A 15,349-nucleotide genomic window follows, 5' to 3' on the forward strand; every position below is an offset into this window, starting at 1 on the left:
AACATCCCGGCGGCAGAGATTCCTCGGGCCCGTCAGGTCGTCGGTCGCGCCAGGGCGGCGGCGGCAGACTCACCGCGGTGGAAGTAGAAACCCTGGAAACAGCCCAGACCAAGTCTGGTCAGAACTTCCAGGCTGCCCGCGTCCTCGACACCTTCGGCCACCACCTCGATAGCCAGTCGCCGGCCCACATCGGCAATGGCCGCCACCAGCACTGCATCGATGGGATCCTCGCGCAGCTCGCGGGTAAACAGGCCGTCAATCTTGATGCCGTCGACGGGCAACCGCTTGAGCAGTTCGAAAGTGTTGTAACCGCTGCCGAAGTCATCTAGCCAGACCCGGTACCCGGCCGCCCTCAGCGCCGCGATCAGGGCTTCGTAATCCCGGCCGCGAAGCTCGTCGGTCTCGGTGATCTCGAAGCGCAGCGCCCCCACCGGCGGCCCGCGTTGGCGCAGGCAGTCCAGCAGGCGGGCGCCGAAGAGCGGATCGCTTACGCTGCCCGCACTGAGGTTGATCGACAGATACCGCTGCGCCGGCCACTGGCCGGCGGTGGTGCGTGAACCGACCAGGTCCAGCGAGGCGTTGATCACCCACTCGTCGATGGCCGGCATCAGCCCCAGATGCTTAGCGGCAGGCAGAAACTCGCCCGGCGGCAGCATGTCCGGCCCATCCCGTAGACGAAGCAGCGCCTCGTAACCCAGCGGCTGGCCGGCGGCATCGACGATCGCCTGCAGATGCAGTTCGAAGCCGTCCTGTTCAAGGGCACGGTGGATCCGCTGTGCGGCGTCACGCGCTGCCAGGTTGAAGCGGATGGCCGGATCGTCGTCGCTGTGGAAATGCACCCGGTGCCGCCCCGACTGCCGCGCAACGTCCAGCGCGGCATCCGCGCGGACCAGTAGTTCGGACGGTTCGCGATCGTCAGGCATAAGCCGCGCGATGCCCACGCTCAGGCTCACGGTGTAGGGCCGATCCTCGTGAATCAGGTGATAGCGGTCCACGGTATCAATGAGCTCGCTGGCCAGCGCGGCCACCGCGTCCCGATCATCGGCGGTCACCAGCGCGGCGAATTCGTCGCCGCTCAGTCGGGCCAGCCTTGCCCGGGGCGCGAGCGCCGCCTGCAGGAGAGCAGCCAGATCTTCCAGCACCCGGTCCCCGACCGGCGTACCACAGATGTCGTTGACGGTGCGGAAGTGGTCGAGATTCATGTGCAGCAGATAGCGGGGCGGCGAGGCAACCGCGCCCATGGCGCTGCGCAGATGTTTTTCCAGGGCGCTGCGATTGAGCAACCCGGTCAACGCATCGTGGCTGGCCAGATAGATCAGCTCCTCGGTGGCGTTGTGAAGCTCGCCGACATCCTGCAGCACCAGGACCGCGCCGCCGATTTCTGCCTCGGCCAGCCGGATCGGCGAAGCCATGGCGGTGACGATCGGCGGTGTCGGACTCCCGTTGTTCAGACGGGCGAACCGGGCCAGTCGAACCACATCTCCCCGCGCCAGTACGGCCACCACCGGGTCCGCCAGCGGTTGCCCGTCATCGATGCCCTCCAGCAAAACGATTCGCGCCACCGGCTCTCCGACGATCGCATCCAGGCCGACATCGAGCATGGTCAGCGCGGCGGCATTGGCATCGGCGATTCGCCCGTCGGCATCACAGCGGATGACCCCCTCACCCAGCGCCGAAAGCGTGGCCTGGGCCACCGTTTCGACCTTGGCCAGGTCCAGGGCCTGCTGCTTGCGTGCGGTAATGTCCTGAATCTGCGACAGGAAATGGATGGGTCGGCCGTCCACGCCCCTTAGCAGGGAAACGTCAAGCTGGGCCTCGACGACGGCCCCGGATCGGGTGATATAGCGTTTTTCGATCCGGTAGTCGTCGGCCCGACCCTCCAGCAGCGCCTCGACATGGGCCAGATCCTTGGCCAGATCGTCAGGATGCGTGATGGACTGGAAATCTCGCTCAAGCAGTGTCGGGCGATCGTATTCGAGCATCACGCAGAGTTCGCGATTGACCGCCAGCAGGCGGCCATCCGGCGCCACCAGCGCGAACCCGATGGGGGCATGGTCGAATGCCTGCTGGAATCGCCGTTCGCTTTCGCGCAGCGCCAGCTCGGCAAACATGGGAATCACCTTGCCGGGCGGCGTGTCAGTCATCGCCGGCCCCGACGGGTATCCCGCAGCCGCTGGTGTGCCGCGCAAAAAAGGAATCACGCTCCATGCCGTGCTTAACGGCAGAAGCGTGATTTCTTTAGTAACGGGAACGCCGGCCGGGCGGGGATGGCCCGGCGCCGGGCGCAATCAGAAGAGCTCGACGTTACCTGGCGAGACCGATACCTGGGAAACCGGATTGTGCGGCGGCTGACGCCATTCGTCGGCCTGACCGACAATGCGCTCACGGGTAGCCAGGCGCTTTACCTCGGCGTCACGGCCCGGCCTAGTCTCACCCAGCGAGCGTAGTTCGCCCGCGTTATCGCCCAGCTGGCGGACCCGCTCCAGATGGCGTCTGGCCGCCCCCAGCGCCTGGGTCGCGATGTCCTCGAACTGCAGCGACCGCACTGCCACCTGCGCGGCCTGGTCGATGCGCTGGCTGCTCGCCGACACCTCACCCAGCGCCTGTGACAGGGTCTTGTTCAACCCCTCGATGTCACGGACCAGTCCGTCGGCCCGGCTCTGGGCCTGCTTGCTGGCTTCCTGGTTGCGGGACGCCATGTCACCCACGGTATCGCTGACGTTGGCGATGGCCTCGCGGGAACTGGTCACCAGCTTGCGAATCTGTTCATTGAACACCGCCGAGCGCTCGGAGAGACTGCGCACTTCCTCGGCCACCACCGCAAAGCCGCGGCCGGCCTCGCCGGCGCGAGCGGCCTCGATGGCGGCGTTCAGCGCCAGCAGGTTGGTCTGGTCGGCAATCGACTTGACGTCCTCCAGCAGCGCGAAGATGCCGTCCAGATGCTGGGCCATGGCGTCAATGCGGGTAACCGTATCGGAACTGCGCTGGCTGCCGTCGGCGAGCACTCCCACCATGTGGGTCATCAGATCACCCACGGAGCTGGCAAAGCCGCTGACGTTGGCCGAGCCGTTGTCGCCGGTCTGGACGATGCCGCGCACCTGGCCGCCCTGTTCGCGGACCAGTCCGTTGATGTCGTTGAAGCTGCTCGTGAGCTTGGCCACCGCGTCGTTGATGAGCGTGGCCACCCGTGCCACCTCGGCCTCGGCCAGGGACAGTTCCGAGCGGCCGGTTTCGGCCAGTTCGTCGAGCAGCGCAGCCTCGTCGGCGGTGGCCTCCGACGGGTGCATCAGACCCCGCTCCCGAATCCACACATAGTAACCCCAGCTGGCGAGCATGGCCGCCAGGACAGTCCAGCGTAGTGCCGCCGGCACTGTCTGGGTGACGGTTATCACGTGCGCCAGAGTGGCAAGTGCCGGTATGCCGACGCCAGTGACCAGATGCTTGTAACGCATTGCCTTCTCCAATGGACCCGTCTTTCTTAACGGACCGACAGATTGTTTGTTTTAACGCCGGTCACGGACCGCACCGGCTTGTCACCACCCACCAGCGCGGCCGGTACCTCGGCCAGCGGCAGCACCTTGTCTGCCGCGCCCAGGCGTACCGCCGAGCCGGGCATGCCCCAGACCACACTGGATGCCTCGTCCTGCGCCACGGTGGTTGCCCCGGCCTCGCGCATCGCCAGCAGGCCACGCGCACCGTCCTCACCCATGCCGGTGAGGATGGCAGCGATGGCATTCCGGCCACAGGCCACGGCCACCGAATCGAACAGCACGTCCACGCTCGGCTTGTGCCGATTGACCGGCGGTCCGTCGTCCAGGCGGGTCAGGAAATGCGCCCCACTGCACACCACCTGCAGATGCCGGTCTCCCGGCGCGACGTAGGCATGGCCGGCCATCAGCCGCTCGTTGCCACGGGATTCGCAAACCACCAATGCCGAGTGCTGGTCCAGACGCTCCGCGAACGAGGCACTGAACGCCGCCGGAATATGCTGGGCGATGACCACCGGGGGGCAGTCCGGCGGCAGTACCTGAAGCACGGCGCGGATGGCTTCGGTCCCCCCGGTGGAGGCGCCGATGGCAATCACCTGATCGGTGGTGCGCAGGCTGGTCATGCGAATCACCGGCCCGGCGTTGGCGGGCCCCCCGGCGCGGGCGGATACCCGCGCCACGGCGGCCTGACGTACCTTCGCGACCAGATCCTCGGCGTATTCCTGCAGTCCCTCGGTCAGGCCCAGGCGCGGCTTGGTGACGAAATCCACCGCCCCCAGTTCCAGCGCCTTGAGGGTGACCTCGGCCCCGCGCTCGGTCAGCGAGGACACCATGACCACCGGCATCGGCCGCAGCCGCATCAGGTTGGCGAGGAAGGTCAGCCCGTCCATGCGCGGCATTTCCACATCCAGCGTGAGAACGTCCGGCGCCAAAGTCTTGATCTTTTCCCGGGCCAGATAGGGATCGGCGGCCGTGCCCACCACCTCGATGGCCGGGTCCGCCGTAAGCAGTTCGGTAAGCACCTGTCGCACCAGGGCCGAATCGTCGACGATCAGCACACGTATCTTTTGCATGTCGATACCCGGGGCCTAGAACAGAGCAACGTCGCCGGCCACCGGTTCGGTGGACAGGCGGGCGCGGTAGGTTTTTTCCTGTACCGCTACCGAGCCGGCTTCGACCGCCGCCAGGTGCCGGACGCGCACCCGTCCCTGGGCGGCGTAAAGCAGCACCTTGCGTGGCTGCAACCCCTCGAGGTCCGCGGCCAGCACCGGAATCTTCTCGGCGGCCAGATAGGCCCGCACGAATTCGGCATTGCGTTCGCCCACTCGACTGCCGGCCAGACTGGCCAGCACCGCCGCGCCGCCGAATACCTTGGCGGTCAGGCGGGCGCGCTCGGCGCCGGCCTTGAGCATGTCGTTGATCAGCAGTTCCATGGCATGCGAGCCGTAGCGCCCCGATGCACTCACCGACCCGACACTGCGATCCTCCGGCAGCATGAAATGATTCATGCCACCAATGCGGGCCTGCGGGTCATACAGGCAGACCGCCACGCACGATCCCAGCACCGTCATCAGAACGATGTCCTCGGCGGTGGCAAAAAACGCGCCAGGCAGAATCTTCGCCACCGTGGCGCCCAGGCGGTTGTCGTGAAACCGCATCGGCATGCGGGTCTCGACCGGCACGGTTGCTGCCGCCCCGCTCATGCCGCCTGCACCCCGCTGATCCCGGCACGCCGGTAGATGGTGCGCCCGCAGGGCGTGAACAGCGACGGCACATTGAGATAGCTCTCCGAGTGACCGGCAACCAGATACCCCTCGGGCGCCAACCGCTGGTGCATGCGCTCGAGAATCCGGCGCTGGGTGGGCTTGTCGAAGTAGATCATCACGTTGCGGCAGAAGATCACGTCGAAGGTCCCGTCCAGCCGCCATTCCGGCGCCACCAGGTTGAGCGGCTGGAAACGGATCGTGCTCGCCATCTCCGGGCGCACCCGCACCTTGCCGGCGTTGGGTCCGGTGCCCCGCTGGAAGAAGCGCTTGCGCCGGTCGGCGGACAAGTCGTCGATGCGATCCACGTCGTAGACCCCGGCGCGGGCGCGTGCCAGCACCGCGGTGTCCACATCCGTGGCCACCTGCTCCAGCGTACCGACGCGCCGACCCAGTGTTTCCGCCGCCACCATGGCGATAGAAAAGGGCTCCTCCCCGGTGGAGGCCGCGGCACACCACACACGAGTCTTGCCACCCGCTAGCCGGGCGGCCAGGAATTCGGCCAGCCAGGTGAAGTGATGCGGCTCGCGGAAGAAGGCGGTCAGGTTGGTGGTCAGCGCATTGGTGAACGCCTCCCACTCCGGATCCGAGTGCCGGCTAAGCCGCTGGATATAGGTGTCGAACTCGGACAGTCCCAGGGCCCGCAGCCGGCGGCAAAGCCGGCTGTAGACCATGTCCTTCTTGCCCGGCGACAGCGCGATGCCGGCCCGGTCGTGGATGAGCTGGCAGACCTGACGGAAATGCCCGTCATCGAAGGCAAACTCGCGCTCGCCGCTGCCGCGGCTGGCTGCCGTCATGAGGGCGTGTCCGGCCCGAGCACGGCACCGGCAAAGCCGGTGCCCTGGCGGGCCAGCATCACTGCCCAGCTGCGCCAGGCCGGCACGGACACGACGCGCGGAAGGGCGGCCCCTCCCGCGAGATCAGAACTCGACCCAGTGATCACTATCGTGCCCCTGGCTGACGGCATGCCCGTTCGCGGTTTGGCCGCTGCCTTTGCGCGCAACCTCGGCGCGCGCGGGGGCCGACGGCCCACGCCGCTGGGTCGAAGCAGCCTTGCCGTTTCCAGCCTTGCGCGTCGCGTCGGCAGCCAGGGCCGGGGCCACGCGAATGGCACCGGTCTGATCGTCGAGCCGGAACACCCGCACCGACTCCACCAGCCCGGCCGCCTGCTCCTCCAGCGAGCGGGCCGATGCCGAGGCTTCCTCTACCAGGGCGGCGTTCTGCTGGGTAACCTCGTCCATCTGGGTGACGGTCTGGTTCACCTGTTCGATACCGGAACTCTGTTCGCGCGAAGCGGCGCTGATCTCGGCCATGATGTCGGTCACCCGCTTCACCGAATCGACGATCTCGGCCATCGTCTGGCCCGCCTGGCTGACCAGATCGGAGCCGTTCTCGACCTTCTCGACCGAATTGCCGATCAGGGTCTTGATTTCCTTGGCGGCCGCGGAGGAGCGTTGCGCCAGACTGCGCACCTCGCCGGCGACCACCGCGAAGCCGCGGCCCTGCTCGCCGGCCCGGGCGGCTTCCACCGCCGCGTTGAGCGCCAGGATGTTGGTCTGGAAGGCGATACCGTCGATCACGCCGATGATGTCGACGATCTTCTTCGAGCTTTCGTTGATGGCATCCATCGTGGTGACCACCTGGCCGACCACGTCGCCGCCACGCTTGGCCACGTCGCTGGCGCCAATGGCCAGCTGGTTGGCCTGGCTGGCGTTGTCGGCGTTCTGCTTCACGGTCGAGGTGAACTCCTCCATGCTGGAGGCGGTCTCCTCGAGGCTGGCGGCCTGCTGCTCGGTGCGCGACGACAGATCCGCGTTGCCGGCGGCAATCTCGCGGGCGGCCGTGTCGATGGTCTCGGCCGCCAGCTTGATGCCGGACACGATGGTCTTGAGCTGATCCACCGTGGCGTTGGCATCGGTCTTGAGTTGGCCGAACGTGCCCTTGTAGTCGGCCTCGATCGACTCGGTGAGGTCCCCCTTGGCCAGCGCGGCCAGCACCCGGGCGATGTCGTTGAGACCGGCTTCGCTGGTGCTAAGCAGATCGTTGATACCCCGGGCCAGCCGCTCGAAGAAGCCGTCCTTGTCGTCCAGCGCGATGCGGCGACTGAATTCGCCGTTGACCGCCGCCTCGACAATCTCGTTGACCTCGGACTCCACCGCCACTTCCGCGGTGCGATCCTGCCACTCCACCACCGTGCCCAGACGGGTACCGCCCTCGTCGATGATCGGGTTGACGGTCAGGTTGAAGGTGCGGCCGCCCACGCCGATCTCGGCCCGATGGGTGCCGGAGAGATTTTCCAGCATCCGCCGCTGGTGGTCCGGATTCTTGTGGAAAATGTCGATGGTGGATCCCATGACCTTGTCCATCGCGAACTGCGGCAGATCCTTGCGGATATCGCTCTCGGCCACGGTGAGCATGGCCATCAGGGAGTTGTTGCCGTAGATGATCCGCCGGTCGTTGTCGGCAATCATCACGTTGGTGGTGACGTTGTCCAGGGCGTTGCGAATACGGACATTTTCGGCCGCAATCTTCTGCTCGGCGTCGCGCCTTGCCGCAATGTCATCAAGCATCGCGTTGACGCCCTCGCACAGCTCGGCAATCAGCTCACTCTTGCCGTCCACCGGGATGCGCTTGGACAGGTCTCCGGCGCGGGCGGCAGTGACCACCGCGCCGGTCTCGGCGACCGCCTGCTCGGTGGTCCGACGGGCGAGCACCTGGTCGGTGACGTCGGTGGCGTACTTGACCACCTTGAACGGCTTGCCGTCGGCATCGAGGATCGGGTTGTAGCTGGCCTGAATCCAGATCTCGCGACCACCCTTGGTCAACCGTTTGTACTGGCCCGCGTCATACTCGCCACGGCCGAGCTTGTCCCAGAATTGACGATACTCGGCCGATTCACGTGTTGCCGGCTCCACGAAGATGCGATGGTGCTGACCCCGAACCTCGTCCAGCGTGTAGCCTACGGCGTTGAGGAAGTTGTCATTGGCAGTCCGGATAGTGCCGTCCAGATCGAACTCGATCACCGCCTGCGACTTGCCAATGGCGGCCAGCTGACCTCGGAAGTCCGCGTTCTGCTGAACCTGTTCGGTCACGTCAGTGGCGTACTTCACCACCTTGAAGGGCTTGCCGGTGGTGTCGAAGATGGGGTTGTAGGTCGCCTGGATCCAGATTTCCCGGCCGTCCCGGGCCAGCCGCTTGTACTGGCCCGCGTCGTACTCGCCGCGACCGAGCTTTTCCCAGAAGCGGCGGTACTCGGCCGATTCACGCTCCACCGGATCGACAAAGATACGGTGGTGCTGACCCTGGACCTGTTCGAGCGTATAGCCCAGTGCGCCCAGGAAGTTGTCGTTGGCCGTCCGGATGGTGCCGTCGAGATCGAATTCGATCACCGCCTGGGCCTTGGAGATGGCAGCCAGCTGACCCTGGTAATCCGCCGCCTGCATCACCTGATCGGTGACATCGGTGATGTATTGCACCACCTTGTAGGGCCGGCCGTCGGGCGCCAGCAGCGGGTTGTAGATCGCCTGGCCCCAGAACCGGCTGCCGTCGGCACGCCGGTAGGCGAAGCGGCCAGAGACGAACTCGCCCTGCTGCAGGCGTGTCCAGATCTCGGCATTGTCGTTGTCGGCCAGGAGATGGTCATGGGATTTGCCCGCCAGCGCCGCCGAGTCGAAGCCGGTCAGGCCACTGAAATTGGCGTTGACGTCGCGGATGGTGCCGTCGAGATCATAGGTAACGGCGCCACGCGAGCGATTCACCGCGTTGGTTAGGGCTTCCAGATCCGCCAACCGCGCCTGCATCGCGCGACGGGCGGACCCATTCGAAAAACTGAATCCGAACATGGTTTGGGTTCCTCCGGTGTGGGTCGCGATCAGGCAGCGGCCGCGGCGACCAGCGCCATCTCTTCGCTGAGCATGAGTCGCTCGATGTCGACAAGAATGAGCATTCGTTCCTCGACCACGCCGAGGCCAGTGATGTAGTCGGCGTCGAAACTGCCGCCGAACTCGGGCGCGGGGCGAATCTGGTCGGTGACCAGGTCAATGACGTCGGACACGCCGTCCACGATCATCCCGACCGTGCGCTCGGCCAGGTTCAGAATGATCATCACCGTGAACTCGTCATAGGCCACGGTTTCCAGGTTGAACTTCACTCGCATGTCCACCACCGGCACGATGGTGCCGCGCAGATTGATCACGCCCTTGATGAAGCGCGGCGCTTCGGGAATCCGGGTAACGGTGTCGTAACCGCGGATCTCCTGGACTTTCAGAATGTCCACGCCATACTCCTCGTCGCCGAGGGTGAAGGTCAGATATTCATTGGCCGGCTGATTGCCGGTGCGCTGGGTGTCGGGTGATTCGGACATGGCGTCCTCCGCTCAGGCGGCGGCCGGCCGGCGCGTCGCGCCGATCAGCTCGCCGATATCCAGGATGAGAGCGACGCGGCCGTCGCCCAGGATGGTGGCGCCGGCCACGCCGGCCACATGGCGGTAATTGGCTTCCAGGCTCTTGATGACCACCTGCTGCTGGCCCAGCAGGTCGTCCACCTGCAGGGCCAGGCGCTGGCCACCGGATTCCACCACCACGATGACCGCACCGTTGTCACCGGCGGCCCGCTCCACGCCGAAGAACGCCGCGGCCGACACCAGCGGCAGGAATTCCTCGCGGAACCGGACCACCTTGCTGCTGCCCGCCAGGCGGCGCACGTCGGCCCCTCCGGGCTGGAGCGATTCGACCACGCTGTGCAGCGGGATGATGTAGTTTTCCGCCCCGACCGCGACGGTCATGCCGTCGAGAATTGCCAGCGTCAGCGGCAGACGGATGGTGATATCGGTGCCGCGCCCCGTCTCCGAGGCGACTTCCACCTGGCCGCCAAGGTTGGTGATATTGCGCTTGACCACGTCCATCCCCACCCCGCGCCCGGACACATCGGTGACCGCCGCCGCGGTGGAGAAGCCGGGGGCAAAGATGAGCTGCCAGACCTCAATGTTGCTCATCGATTCCTGGCAGGGGATGCCACGCTCTGCGGCCTTGGCCAGCAGCCGGTCGCGATCCAGCCCGCGGCCGTCGTCGGAAACCCGGATCACGATGTGGCCGCCTTCATGGCTGGCCTCCAGCGTGACCGTGCCGGTCTCCGGCTTGCCGGCGGCACGCCGTTGCTCGGGGGTCTCGAGCCCGTGATCCAGGCTGTTTCGCACAATATGATTGAGCGGATCGGTGATGCGTTCGATCACCCCGCGGTCGAGTTCCGTGCTTTCCCCCAGCGTTTCCAGTTGAACCCGCTTGCCCAGCCGTCCGGCGAGGTCGCGCACCACCCGTGGGAAACGATTGAACACGAACGCCATGGGCACCATGCGAGTGGCCATGACCGCTTCCTGCAGCCGGCGGGTGTGCAGCTCCAGCTGCGACAGGCCCGACAACAGCATCTCGTTGTGTACGGGGTCGAGGTCCTGGGCCTGCTGTTGCAGCATGGCCTGGTTGATGACCAGCTCGCCGACCAGGTTGATCAGGGCATCGATCTTGTCCACCGACACCCGCAGTGAACTCTCGCCACCGGCGGCAGACTGTCGTCGGGCTGGCGGTTCGTCGCCGTCCGCCGTTGCAGCGCTCGGTCCCGGCGACGGGGCAGGCAGCGGTTCGATCTCCAGATCGCACTCGTCCTCGACCCAGGCGAATATTTCCTCGACCTGCGCCCGACTGGCATTGGTGGTCAGGGTCAACGTCCAGCCGAGGTAACAGGCCTCGGGATCGAGCGTGTCGAGGGGCGGCAGACGGGCCGGATCCGCTTCGACCTGCAGCGCCCCCAGGCCGGACAATTCGCGCAGCAGGCGCAACGGTTCGTTGCCGGATGCGAACAACGCTTCATGCGGCTGAAAACGTATCCGCCAGGTGATCTCGGTCGTCGGGGCCAATGACGCGGTCGCGTCGTCGCACACAATCGATGTCTGCGGTTGGTAGGCGGCCAGCGCCTGTTGGGTCGCGGTGATCGCATCGATTTCGACGTCGTCACCGGACTGGGCGGCATCCAGCAGCATGCCCATGACATCCGCCGCCCGAAGCAGGATGTCGATCAGATCACGGTCGGGCGTCAGCCGGCCTTCCCGCAACTGGTCGAGGGTGGACTCCACGCCGTGGGTGAAATCGGCAATTGCGGTGAACCCGAAGGTTCCCGCGCCGCCCTTGATCGAATGCGCGGCGCGGAATATCCGGTTGAGCGCGTCAGGGTCGGCGGCGCCCCGATCCAGGGCCAGCAGCCCGGCTTCCAGGATCTGGAGCCCCTCGCGGCTTTCCTCGAAGAAGGTTTCGTGGAAACGCTGAATGTCGATGCCCACGGCGACCGCCCTACCCGAGTACGCGGTTGACGGTGGCGACCAGCGTGTCTGGATCGAACGGCTTGGTCAGCCATCCGGTCGCGCCTGCCGCCTTGCCTTCCTGCTTCTTGTCAGCACCACTCTCGGTAGTGAGGATGAGCATGGGCGTGAACTTGTAGGCGGGCAGGTCGCGCAACGACCGGACCAGGGAAATCCCGTCCATGCGCGGCATGTTCACGTCCGCCAGCACCAGGTTGAATTCGCGCGTCCGGGCGGTTTCCAGTGCCGCCTGGCCATCCTCGGCTTCGGTGACATCGAACCCGGCCCCGGCCAGTGTGAAGCGGACCATCTCCCGCATCGAAGCGGAATCGTCCACGGCAAGAATGCTTGTCATGATCGGTTGTTCTCCGTTAACCCGTCGGGTCGGACAGACCCAGCGTTTCGGCAAGCCCGGCCAGCCGGGCTGCCTCGATGAGCGCAGCGCTCGGTGCCTGCCATGCCACCGCGCCGCCGGTCGCGGCCCGGTCGCGGCAGAAAGCCACGAGCAGCTGCAACCCGCCCGCGTCCGCCCGCGTCACCTCGGCGCCATCCAGGGTCACGGGGCCCACCACGGACAGCGAATGCAGCAACTGATCGCGCAGCCCCCCCGCCGTGCGAACGGACAGATCGGGCCCCAGCGAAAGCGGTTCTGCGTGTTGTGCGGATGTGGTCATCATTCACCCTCTTGCAACTGCCGTGCCTCGGCGCCGACTTCCGGCAAACTTCTGTTTATACGAATATTTTCTAGATGCATCGGTGTCGATCCCGTATCCGGGACGGCGAATCGTTGCCGGGGCGTCAAACTTCCGCCGCACCGGGGCGGTGCCGGAATTCCGCCGCCAGCGCCTCGCGGTCGAGCACCATGAGAATGTGGCCGTCGATATCGCAGACACCGGAAACAGGCACCTTGCCGGGGCCCATGCCGGCGGCCGGCGGTGGCTGGATGCCATTCCGGTCAAGCAGGCGCACACCGGCCACCCGATCCACGCGCAGCGCCACCGCCGTATCGTCGAGATCGAAAACCACCAGCCGGGTGGCCTCGGTATCCGGCTGTCGCGCCAGCCCGAGCAGCGGAGCCAGATCCACGACCGGTACGATGTGGCCGCGCACGTTGATCACGCCGATCACCGCTGGCGGCGTGCCCGGTACGGGGGTGACCGCCAGCATGCGCATGACCTCCTGCACCTCCAGCACCGCAATCAGGTACTGCTCATCGCCCATGGCGAACTGGATCCATCGGTCCCTGACCGGCACGGCCGTAGTCACTGCCAGCGACGAATCAGCCCGCGTATCCGCTTCGAGGGTCGCGCTCATGCCGCCACCTGCGACTGGCGCCCGGCAACCCGCAGCGCCAGCTGCATCCAGGCCTGTTGATACGAAGCCGCCGCCCGGCAGCTGCGGCAGAACATGCCGATTGGCTGACCGGCCTCGGCGGCCTCGCGAACCTTCGTATCCATGGGTATCACCGTGTCCAGCAGCGCACTCGGATGCGCCTGCGCCAGGGCATCAAGCCCCGCCTTGCCGGCGCGCGTACGCGGGTCGAAGAAAGTGGGCAGGATGGAGAACGCCAGCGGCTGCGGGCGGCTGCGATTGACCATGGCCACCGTGCGGACCATGGCTTCCACCCCATGGCGTGCCAGCGGATCGGTCTGCGTGGGAATGAGCAGATGGTCGGCCGCCGCCAGTGCGTTGATCATGAGCACGCCCAGCGCCGGCGGCACATCCAGCACGGTCCAGGCATAGTCCGCGGCAACACTGTCGAGTGCCTGCATCAACCGCAATCCCATACCCGCGGCACGCCCCTGTTCGCGTTCAAGCGACGCCAGCGCGGTGCCGGCGGGGACCAGATCCACACCCTCGCAAACAGCGGTCCGGATCTGGCTGGTCAGGTCTGCCTGGCCCGACAGTACCGGGTAAACACCCCGATCGGCACCGACCGGGGCAAGGCCGAAGTAGTGGGTCAGGGAACCCTGCGGGTCGAGATCGACGACCAGCACCCGCCCGTCACCGCGGGCGAGCCCTGCGAACGCGGCGGCGGTGCTGGTCTTGCCCACCCCGCCTTTCTGGTTGGCCACGGCGAGAATACGCATGGGCCGTTATCCCGCCGCGGGCCCGGGGCGGCCGGCCAGGCCACCGGGCAGACCCTGGATGTCCGGCAGCGTCCGGACCAGCACCACCACCCGCCGATTGGCGTTCCGCCCCTCGGCGGTGGTGTTGTCGGCCACCGGGCGATACTCGCCGTAGCCGTGCACGCTCATCAGTGCCGGCGCCAGACCCTGGGCCGCGAACAGCTCCACCACGCTGGCAGCTCGAGCTGCCGACAGCACCCAGTTGGAGGCATAGCGGGGCGTGCGGATCGGCACGTTGTCGGTGTGGCCCTCGATACGCAGCGGGTTCGGCAACCCCGACAGCGCCGCCGCCAGATTCGCCAGCACCGGTCGGGCCCGATCCTCGACCTCGGCCGAGCCGCTGACGAACAGGATGTCGGTGTTGATCTCCACTTCCACCCCGGCAGGCAGCTCCCGCACCGTGACCATGTCCGCAGCGATCAAGGGGGCCAGGGCCTCACGGATCCGCTCCGCCACGGCCTGGATCTGCGCCTGGGCGGCCGCCGTCCCGGACCCATCTGCCGACACCACGGCCGGCACGCCGGCCCGTAGCGGGATCGGCGGCGGAAAGATCGCGTCGTGGCGAAGGGCTCGGGCGGAGCCGCCGATGGACTGCTCGATCGTTTGTGGCTTGATGACGTTGACTTTCTGATCGCTGTCGTCGCCGCGCTGTCGAGCCTTGCCGAGCTGGATGGGATGGATGGTGCGTGCCGGACTGTTGAACGCCTTCATCATGGCGTCGGAAAGCACCCGGTACTTGCCTTCGTTGATCGAGGAGATGGAGTACATCACCACGAAGAACGCCAGCAGCAGCGTGATCAGGTCACCATAGGGAATGGCCCAGGCCTCGTGGTTGACGTGATCTTCCTGGTGCCCGCGTCGCCGGCGGCTGCCCCCACTCATATCTCGAGGAAGCCCTGAAGGCGCGATTCGATGTTGCGCGGATTCTCACCCAGGGCGATCGCCACCAGACCCTCGATGAGCATTTCGCGATGGCGGGACTGCGCGTTGACCGTGCCCTTCAGCTTGGCCGCGATCGGCAGAAAGATCAGGTTGGCCGAGCCGATGCCGTAGATAGTGGCCACGAAGGCGGTGGCGATGCCGTGGCCAAGCTTGTCCGGGTCGGACAGGTTCTGCATCACTGCCATGAGCCCCAGAACCGCCCCGAGAATGCCCAGCGTGGGGGCGTAAATGCCCAGCCCCTCGTACACCTTGGCGGCCTGCTGTTCGGTGTGTTCGCGGGTATTCAGCTCCACCTCCAGCACGCTGCGGATGGTGGCCGGCTCGGCCCCGTCGACCAGCATCTGGAGACCCTTGCGCACGAACGGATCGGACTGCGACTCCACCTCGGCTTCCAGCCCAAGAAGACCGCTCTTGCGGGCGATATTGGACCACTCGACGATCCGGCCCATGGTTTCGACCGGCGCCAGGGCGGGCGGGGAGAATACCCAGCGCAAGATGACCACCGCGCGGCGGAAGGTCGGAAACGGCGTCTGAATGAATACCGCCGCAAACGTCCCCACGAAAACGATCACGAACGCGGCGCTGCTCCACAACGCGCCCAGCCCACTGCCCTTGAGAATACTGCCGCCCAGAACCGCAACAACGGCCATCACCAGGCCGGCGAAACTCATCTTGTCCAGA

Annotated in this window: 14 protein-coding genes; all 14 read right to left on the reverse strand. The window is 66.3% G+C overall.

Translation table 11 applies throughout. From position 1 onward, the window contains the following. Nucleotides 1–32 precede the first annotated feature (32 nt). The 14 genes from RM532_RS00115 to RM532_RS00180 all read right to left on the reverse strand — a co-directional run bounded on the left by RM532_RS00115 (nucleotide 33) and on the right by RM532_RS00180 (nucleotide 15,348). Nucleotides 33–2,144, reverse strand: coding sequence for an EAL domain-containing protein (locus RM532_RS00115; RefSeq protein ID WP_311651049.1), 2,112 nt, complete (start codon nucleotides 2,142–2,144; stop codon nucleotides 33–35). A gap of 144 nt (nucleotides 2,145–2,288) precedes the next feature. Then, on the reverse strand, nucleotides 2,289–3,452 hold the full coding sequence (locus tag RM532_RS00120; RefSeq protein ID WP_311651050.1) for a methyl-accepting chemotaxis protein: 1,164 nt from the start codon (nucleotides 3,450–3,452) through the stop codon (nucleotides 2,289–2,291). Nucleotides 3,453–3,478: 26 nt separating this feature from the next. Continuing rightward, nucleotides 3,479–4,561 (reverse strand): protein-glutamate methylesterase/protein-glutamine glutaminase, encoded by a 1,083-nt coding sequence (locus tag RM532_RS00125; protein ID WP_311651051.1) that lies wholly within the window; start codon nucleotides 4,559–4,561, stop codon nucleotides 3,479–3,481. A gap of 15 nt (nucleotides 4,562–4,576) precedes the next feature. Further along, entirely contained in the window at nucleotides 4,577–5,191 is a 615-nt protein-coding gene (cheD, locus tag RM532_RS00130; RefSeq protein ID WP_311651052.1) for a chemoreceptor glutamine deamidase CheD, read from the reverse strand. Next, the gene (locus RM532_RS00135; RefSeq protein WP_311651053.1) at nucleotides 5,188–6,048 is read right to left on the reverse strand and encodes a CheR family methyltransferase; all 861 of its coding nucleotides are present in this window, start codon (nucleotides 6,046–6,048) and stop codon (nucleotides 5,188–5,190) included. Before RM532_RS00135 ends, cheD begins: the two co-directional genes overlap by 4 nt. Nucleotides 6,049–6,171: 123 nt before the next feature. After that, nucleotides 6,172–9,093 carry a methyl-accepting chemotaxis protein gene (locus tag RM532_RS00140; RefSeq protein WP_311651055.1) on the reverse strand — a complete coding sequence of 974 codons (2,922 nt, stop codon included), beginning with the start codon at nucleotides 9,091–9,093 and terminating at the stop codon, nucleotides 6,172–6,174. A 29-nt stretch (nucleotides 9,094–9,122) separates the two neighbouring features. Then, nucleotides 9,123–9,614, reverse strand: a complete 492-nt coding sequence (locus RM532_RS00145; protein ID WP_311651056.1) for a chemotaxis protein CheW — start codon at nucleotides 9,612–9,614, stop codon at nucleotides 9,123–9,125. A 12-nt stretch (nucleotides 9,615–9,626) separates the two neighbouring features. Further along, nucleotides 9,627–11,579: a chemotaxis protein CheA gene (locus tag RM532_RS00150; RefSeq protein ID WP_311651057.1), complete on the reverse strand. Its 1,953-nt coding sequence runs from the start codon at nucleotides 11,577–11,579 to the stop codon at nucleotides 9,627–9,629. 10 nt (nucleotides 11,580–11,589) lie between these two features. Continuing rightward, complete coding sequence (locus RM532_RS00155) at nucleotides 11,590–11,952, reverse strand: response regulator (RefSeq protein WP_311651058.1); 363 nt, start codon at nucleotides 11,950–11,952, stop codon at nucleotides 11,590–11,592. Between the two features lie 16 nt (nucleotides 11,953–11,968). Then, on the reverse strand, nucleotides 11,969–12,274 hold the full coding sequence (locus RM532_RS00160) for an STAS domain-containing protein (protein WP_311651059.1): 306 nt from the start codon (nucleotides 12,272–12,274) through the stop codon (nucleotides 11,969–11,971). A gap of 121 nt (nucleotides 12,275–12,395) precedes the next feature. Then, the gene (locus RM532_RS00165) at nucleotides 12,396–12,911 is read right to left on the reverse strand and encodes a chemotaxis protein CheW (RefSeq protein WP_311651060.1); all 516 of its coding nucleotides are present in this window, start codon (nucleotides 12,909–12,911) and stop codon (nucleotides 12,396–12,398) included. Next, entirely contained in the window at nucleotides 12,908–13,687 is a 780-nt protein-coding gene (locus RM532_RS00170) for a ParA family protein (RefSeq protein WP_311651061.1), read from the reverse strand. Before RM532_RS00170 ends, RM532_RS00165 begins: the two co-directional genes overlap by 4 nt. Before the next feature lie 6 nt (nucleotides 13,688–13,693). Further along, nucleotides 13,694–14,608, reverse strand: a complete 915-nt coding sequence (gene motD, locus RM532_RS00175) for a flagellar motor protein MotD (protein ID WP_311651062.1) — start codon at nucleotides 14,606–14,608, stop codon at nucleotides 13,694–13,696. Next, nucleotides 14,605–15,348 carry a flagellar motor protein gene (locus RM532_RS00180; protein WP_349255238.1) on the reverse strand — a complete coding sequence of 248 codons (744 nt, stop codon included), beginning with the start codon at nucleotides 15,346–15,348 and terminating at the stop codon, nucleotides 14,605–14,607. The genes motD and RM532_RS00180 overlap by 4 nt, the downstream gene beginning before the upstream one ends. Nucleotide 15,349 lies beyond the last annotated feature (1 nt).

The organism is Spectribacter hydrogenoxidans (assembly GCF_031846275.1).
Classification (GTDB): domain Bacteria; phylum Pseudomonadota; class Gammaproteobacteria; order Nevskiales; family Salinisphaeraceae; genus Spectribacter; species Spectribacter hydrogenoxidans.

Coding starts and splice junctions, on each gene's coding strand:
- RM532_RS00140 (WP_311651055.1), bottom strand. CDS start 9,093: ATGTTCGGATTCAGTTTTTCGAATGGGTCCGCCCGTCGCGCGATGCAG.
- RM532_RS00135 (WP_311651053.1), bottom strand. CDS start 6,048: ATGACGGCAGCCAGCCGCGGCAGCGGCGAGCGCGAGTTTGCCTTCGAT.
- RM532_RS00120 (WP_311651050.1), bottom strand. CDS start 3,452: ATGCGTTACAAGCATCTGGTCACTGGCGTCGGCATACCGGCACTTGCC.
- RM532_RS00145 (WP_311651056.1), bottom strand. CDS start 9,614: ATGTCCGAATCACCCGACACCCAGCGCACCGGCAATCAGCCGGCCAAT.
- RM532_RS00115 (WP_311651049.1), bottom strand. CDS start 2,144: ATGACTGACACGCCGCCCGGCAAGGTGATTCCCATGTTTGCCGAGCTG.
- motD (WP_311651062.1), bottom strand. CDS start 14,608: ATGAGTGGGGGCAGCCGCCGGCGACGCGGGCACCAGGAAGATCACGTC.
- RM532_RS00155 (WP_311651058.1), bottom strand. CDS start 11,952: ATGACAAGCATTCTTGCCGTGGACGATTCCGCTTCGATGCGGGAGATG.
- RM532_RS00160 (WP_311651059.1), bottom strand. CDS start 12,274: ATGATGACCACATCCGCACAACACGCAGAACCGCTTTCGCTGGGGCCC.
- RM532_RS00125 (WP_311651051.1), bottom strand. CDS start 4,561: ATGCAAAAGATACGTGTGCTGATCGTCGACGATTCGGCCCTGGTGCGA.
- RM532_RS00170 (WP_311651061.1), bottom strand. CDS start 13,687: ATGCGTATTCTCGCCGTGGCCAACCAGAAAGGCGGGGTGGGCAAGACC.
- RM532_RS00165 (WP_311651060.1), bottom strand. CDS start 12,911: ATGAGCGCGACCCTCGAAGCGGATACGCGGGCTGATTCGTCGCTGGCA.
- cheD (WP_311651052.1), bottom strand. CDS start 5,191: ATGAGCGGGGCGGCAGCAACCGTGCCGGTCGAGACCCGCATGCCGATG.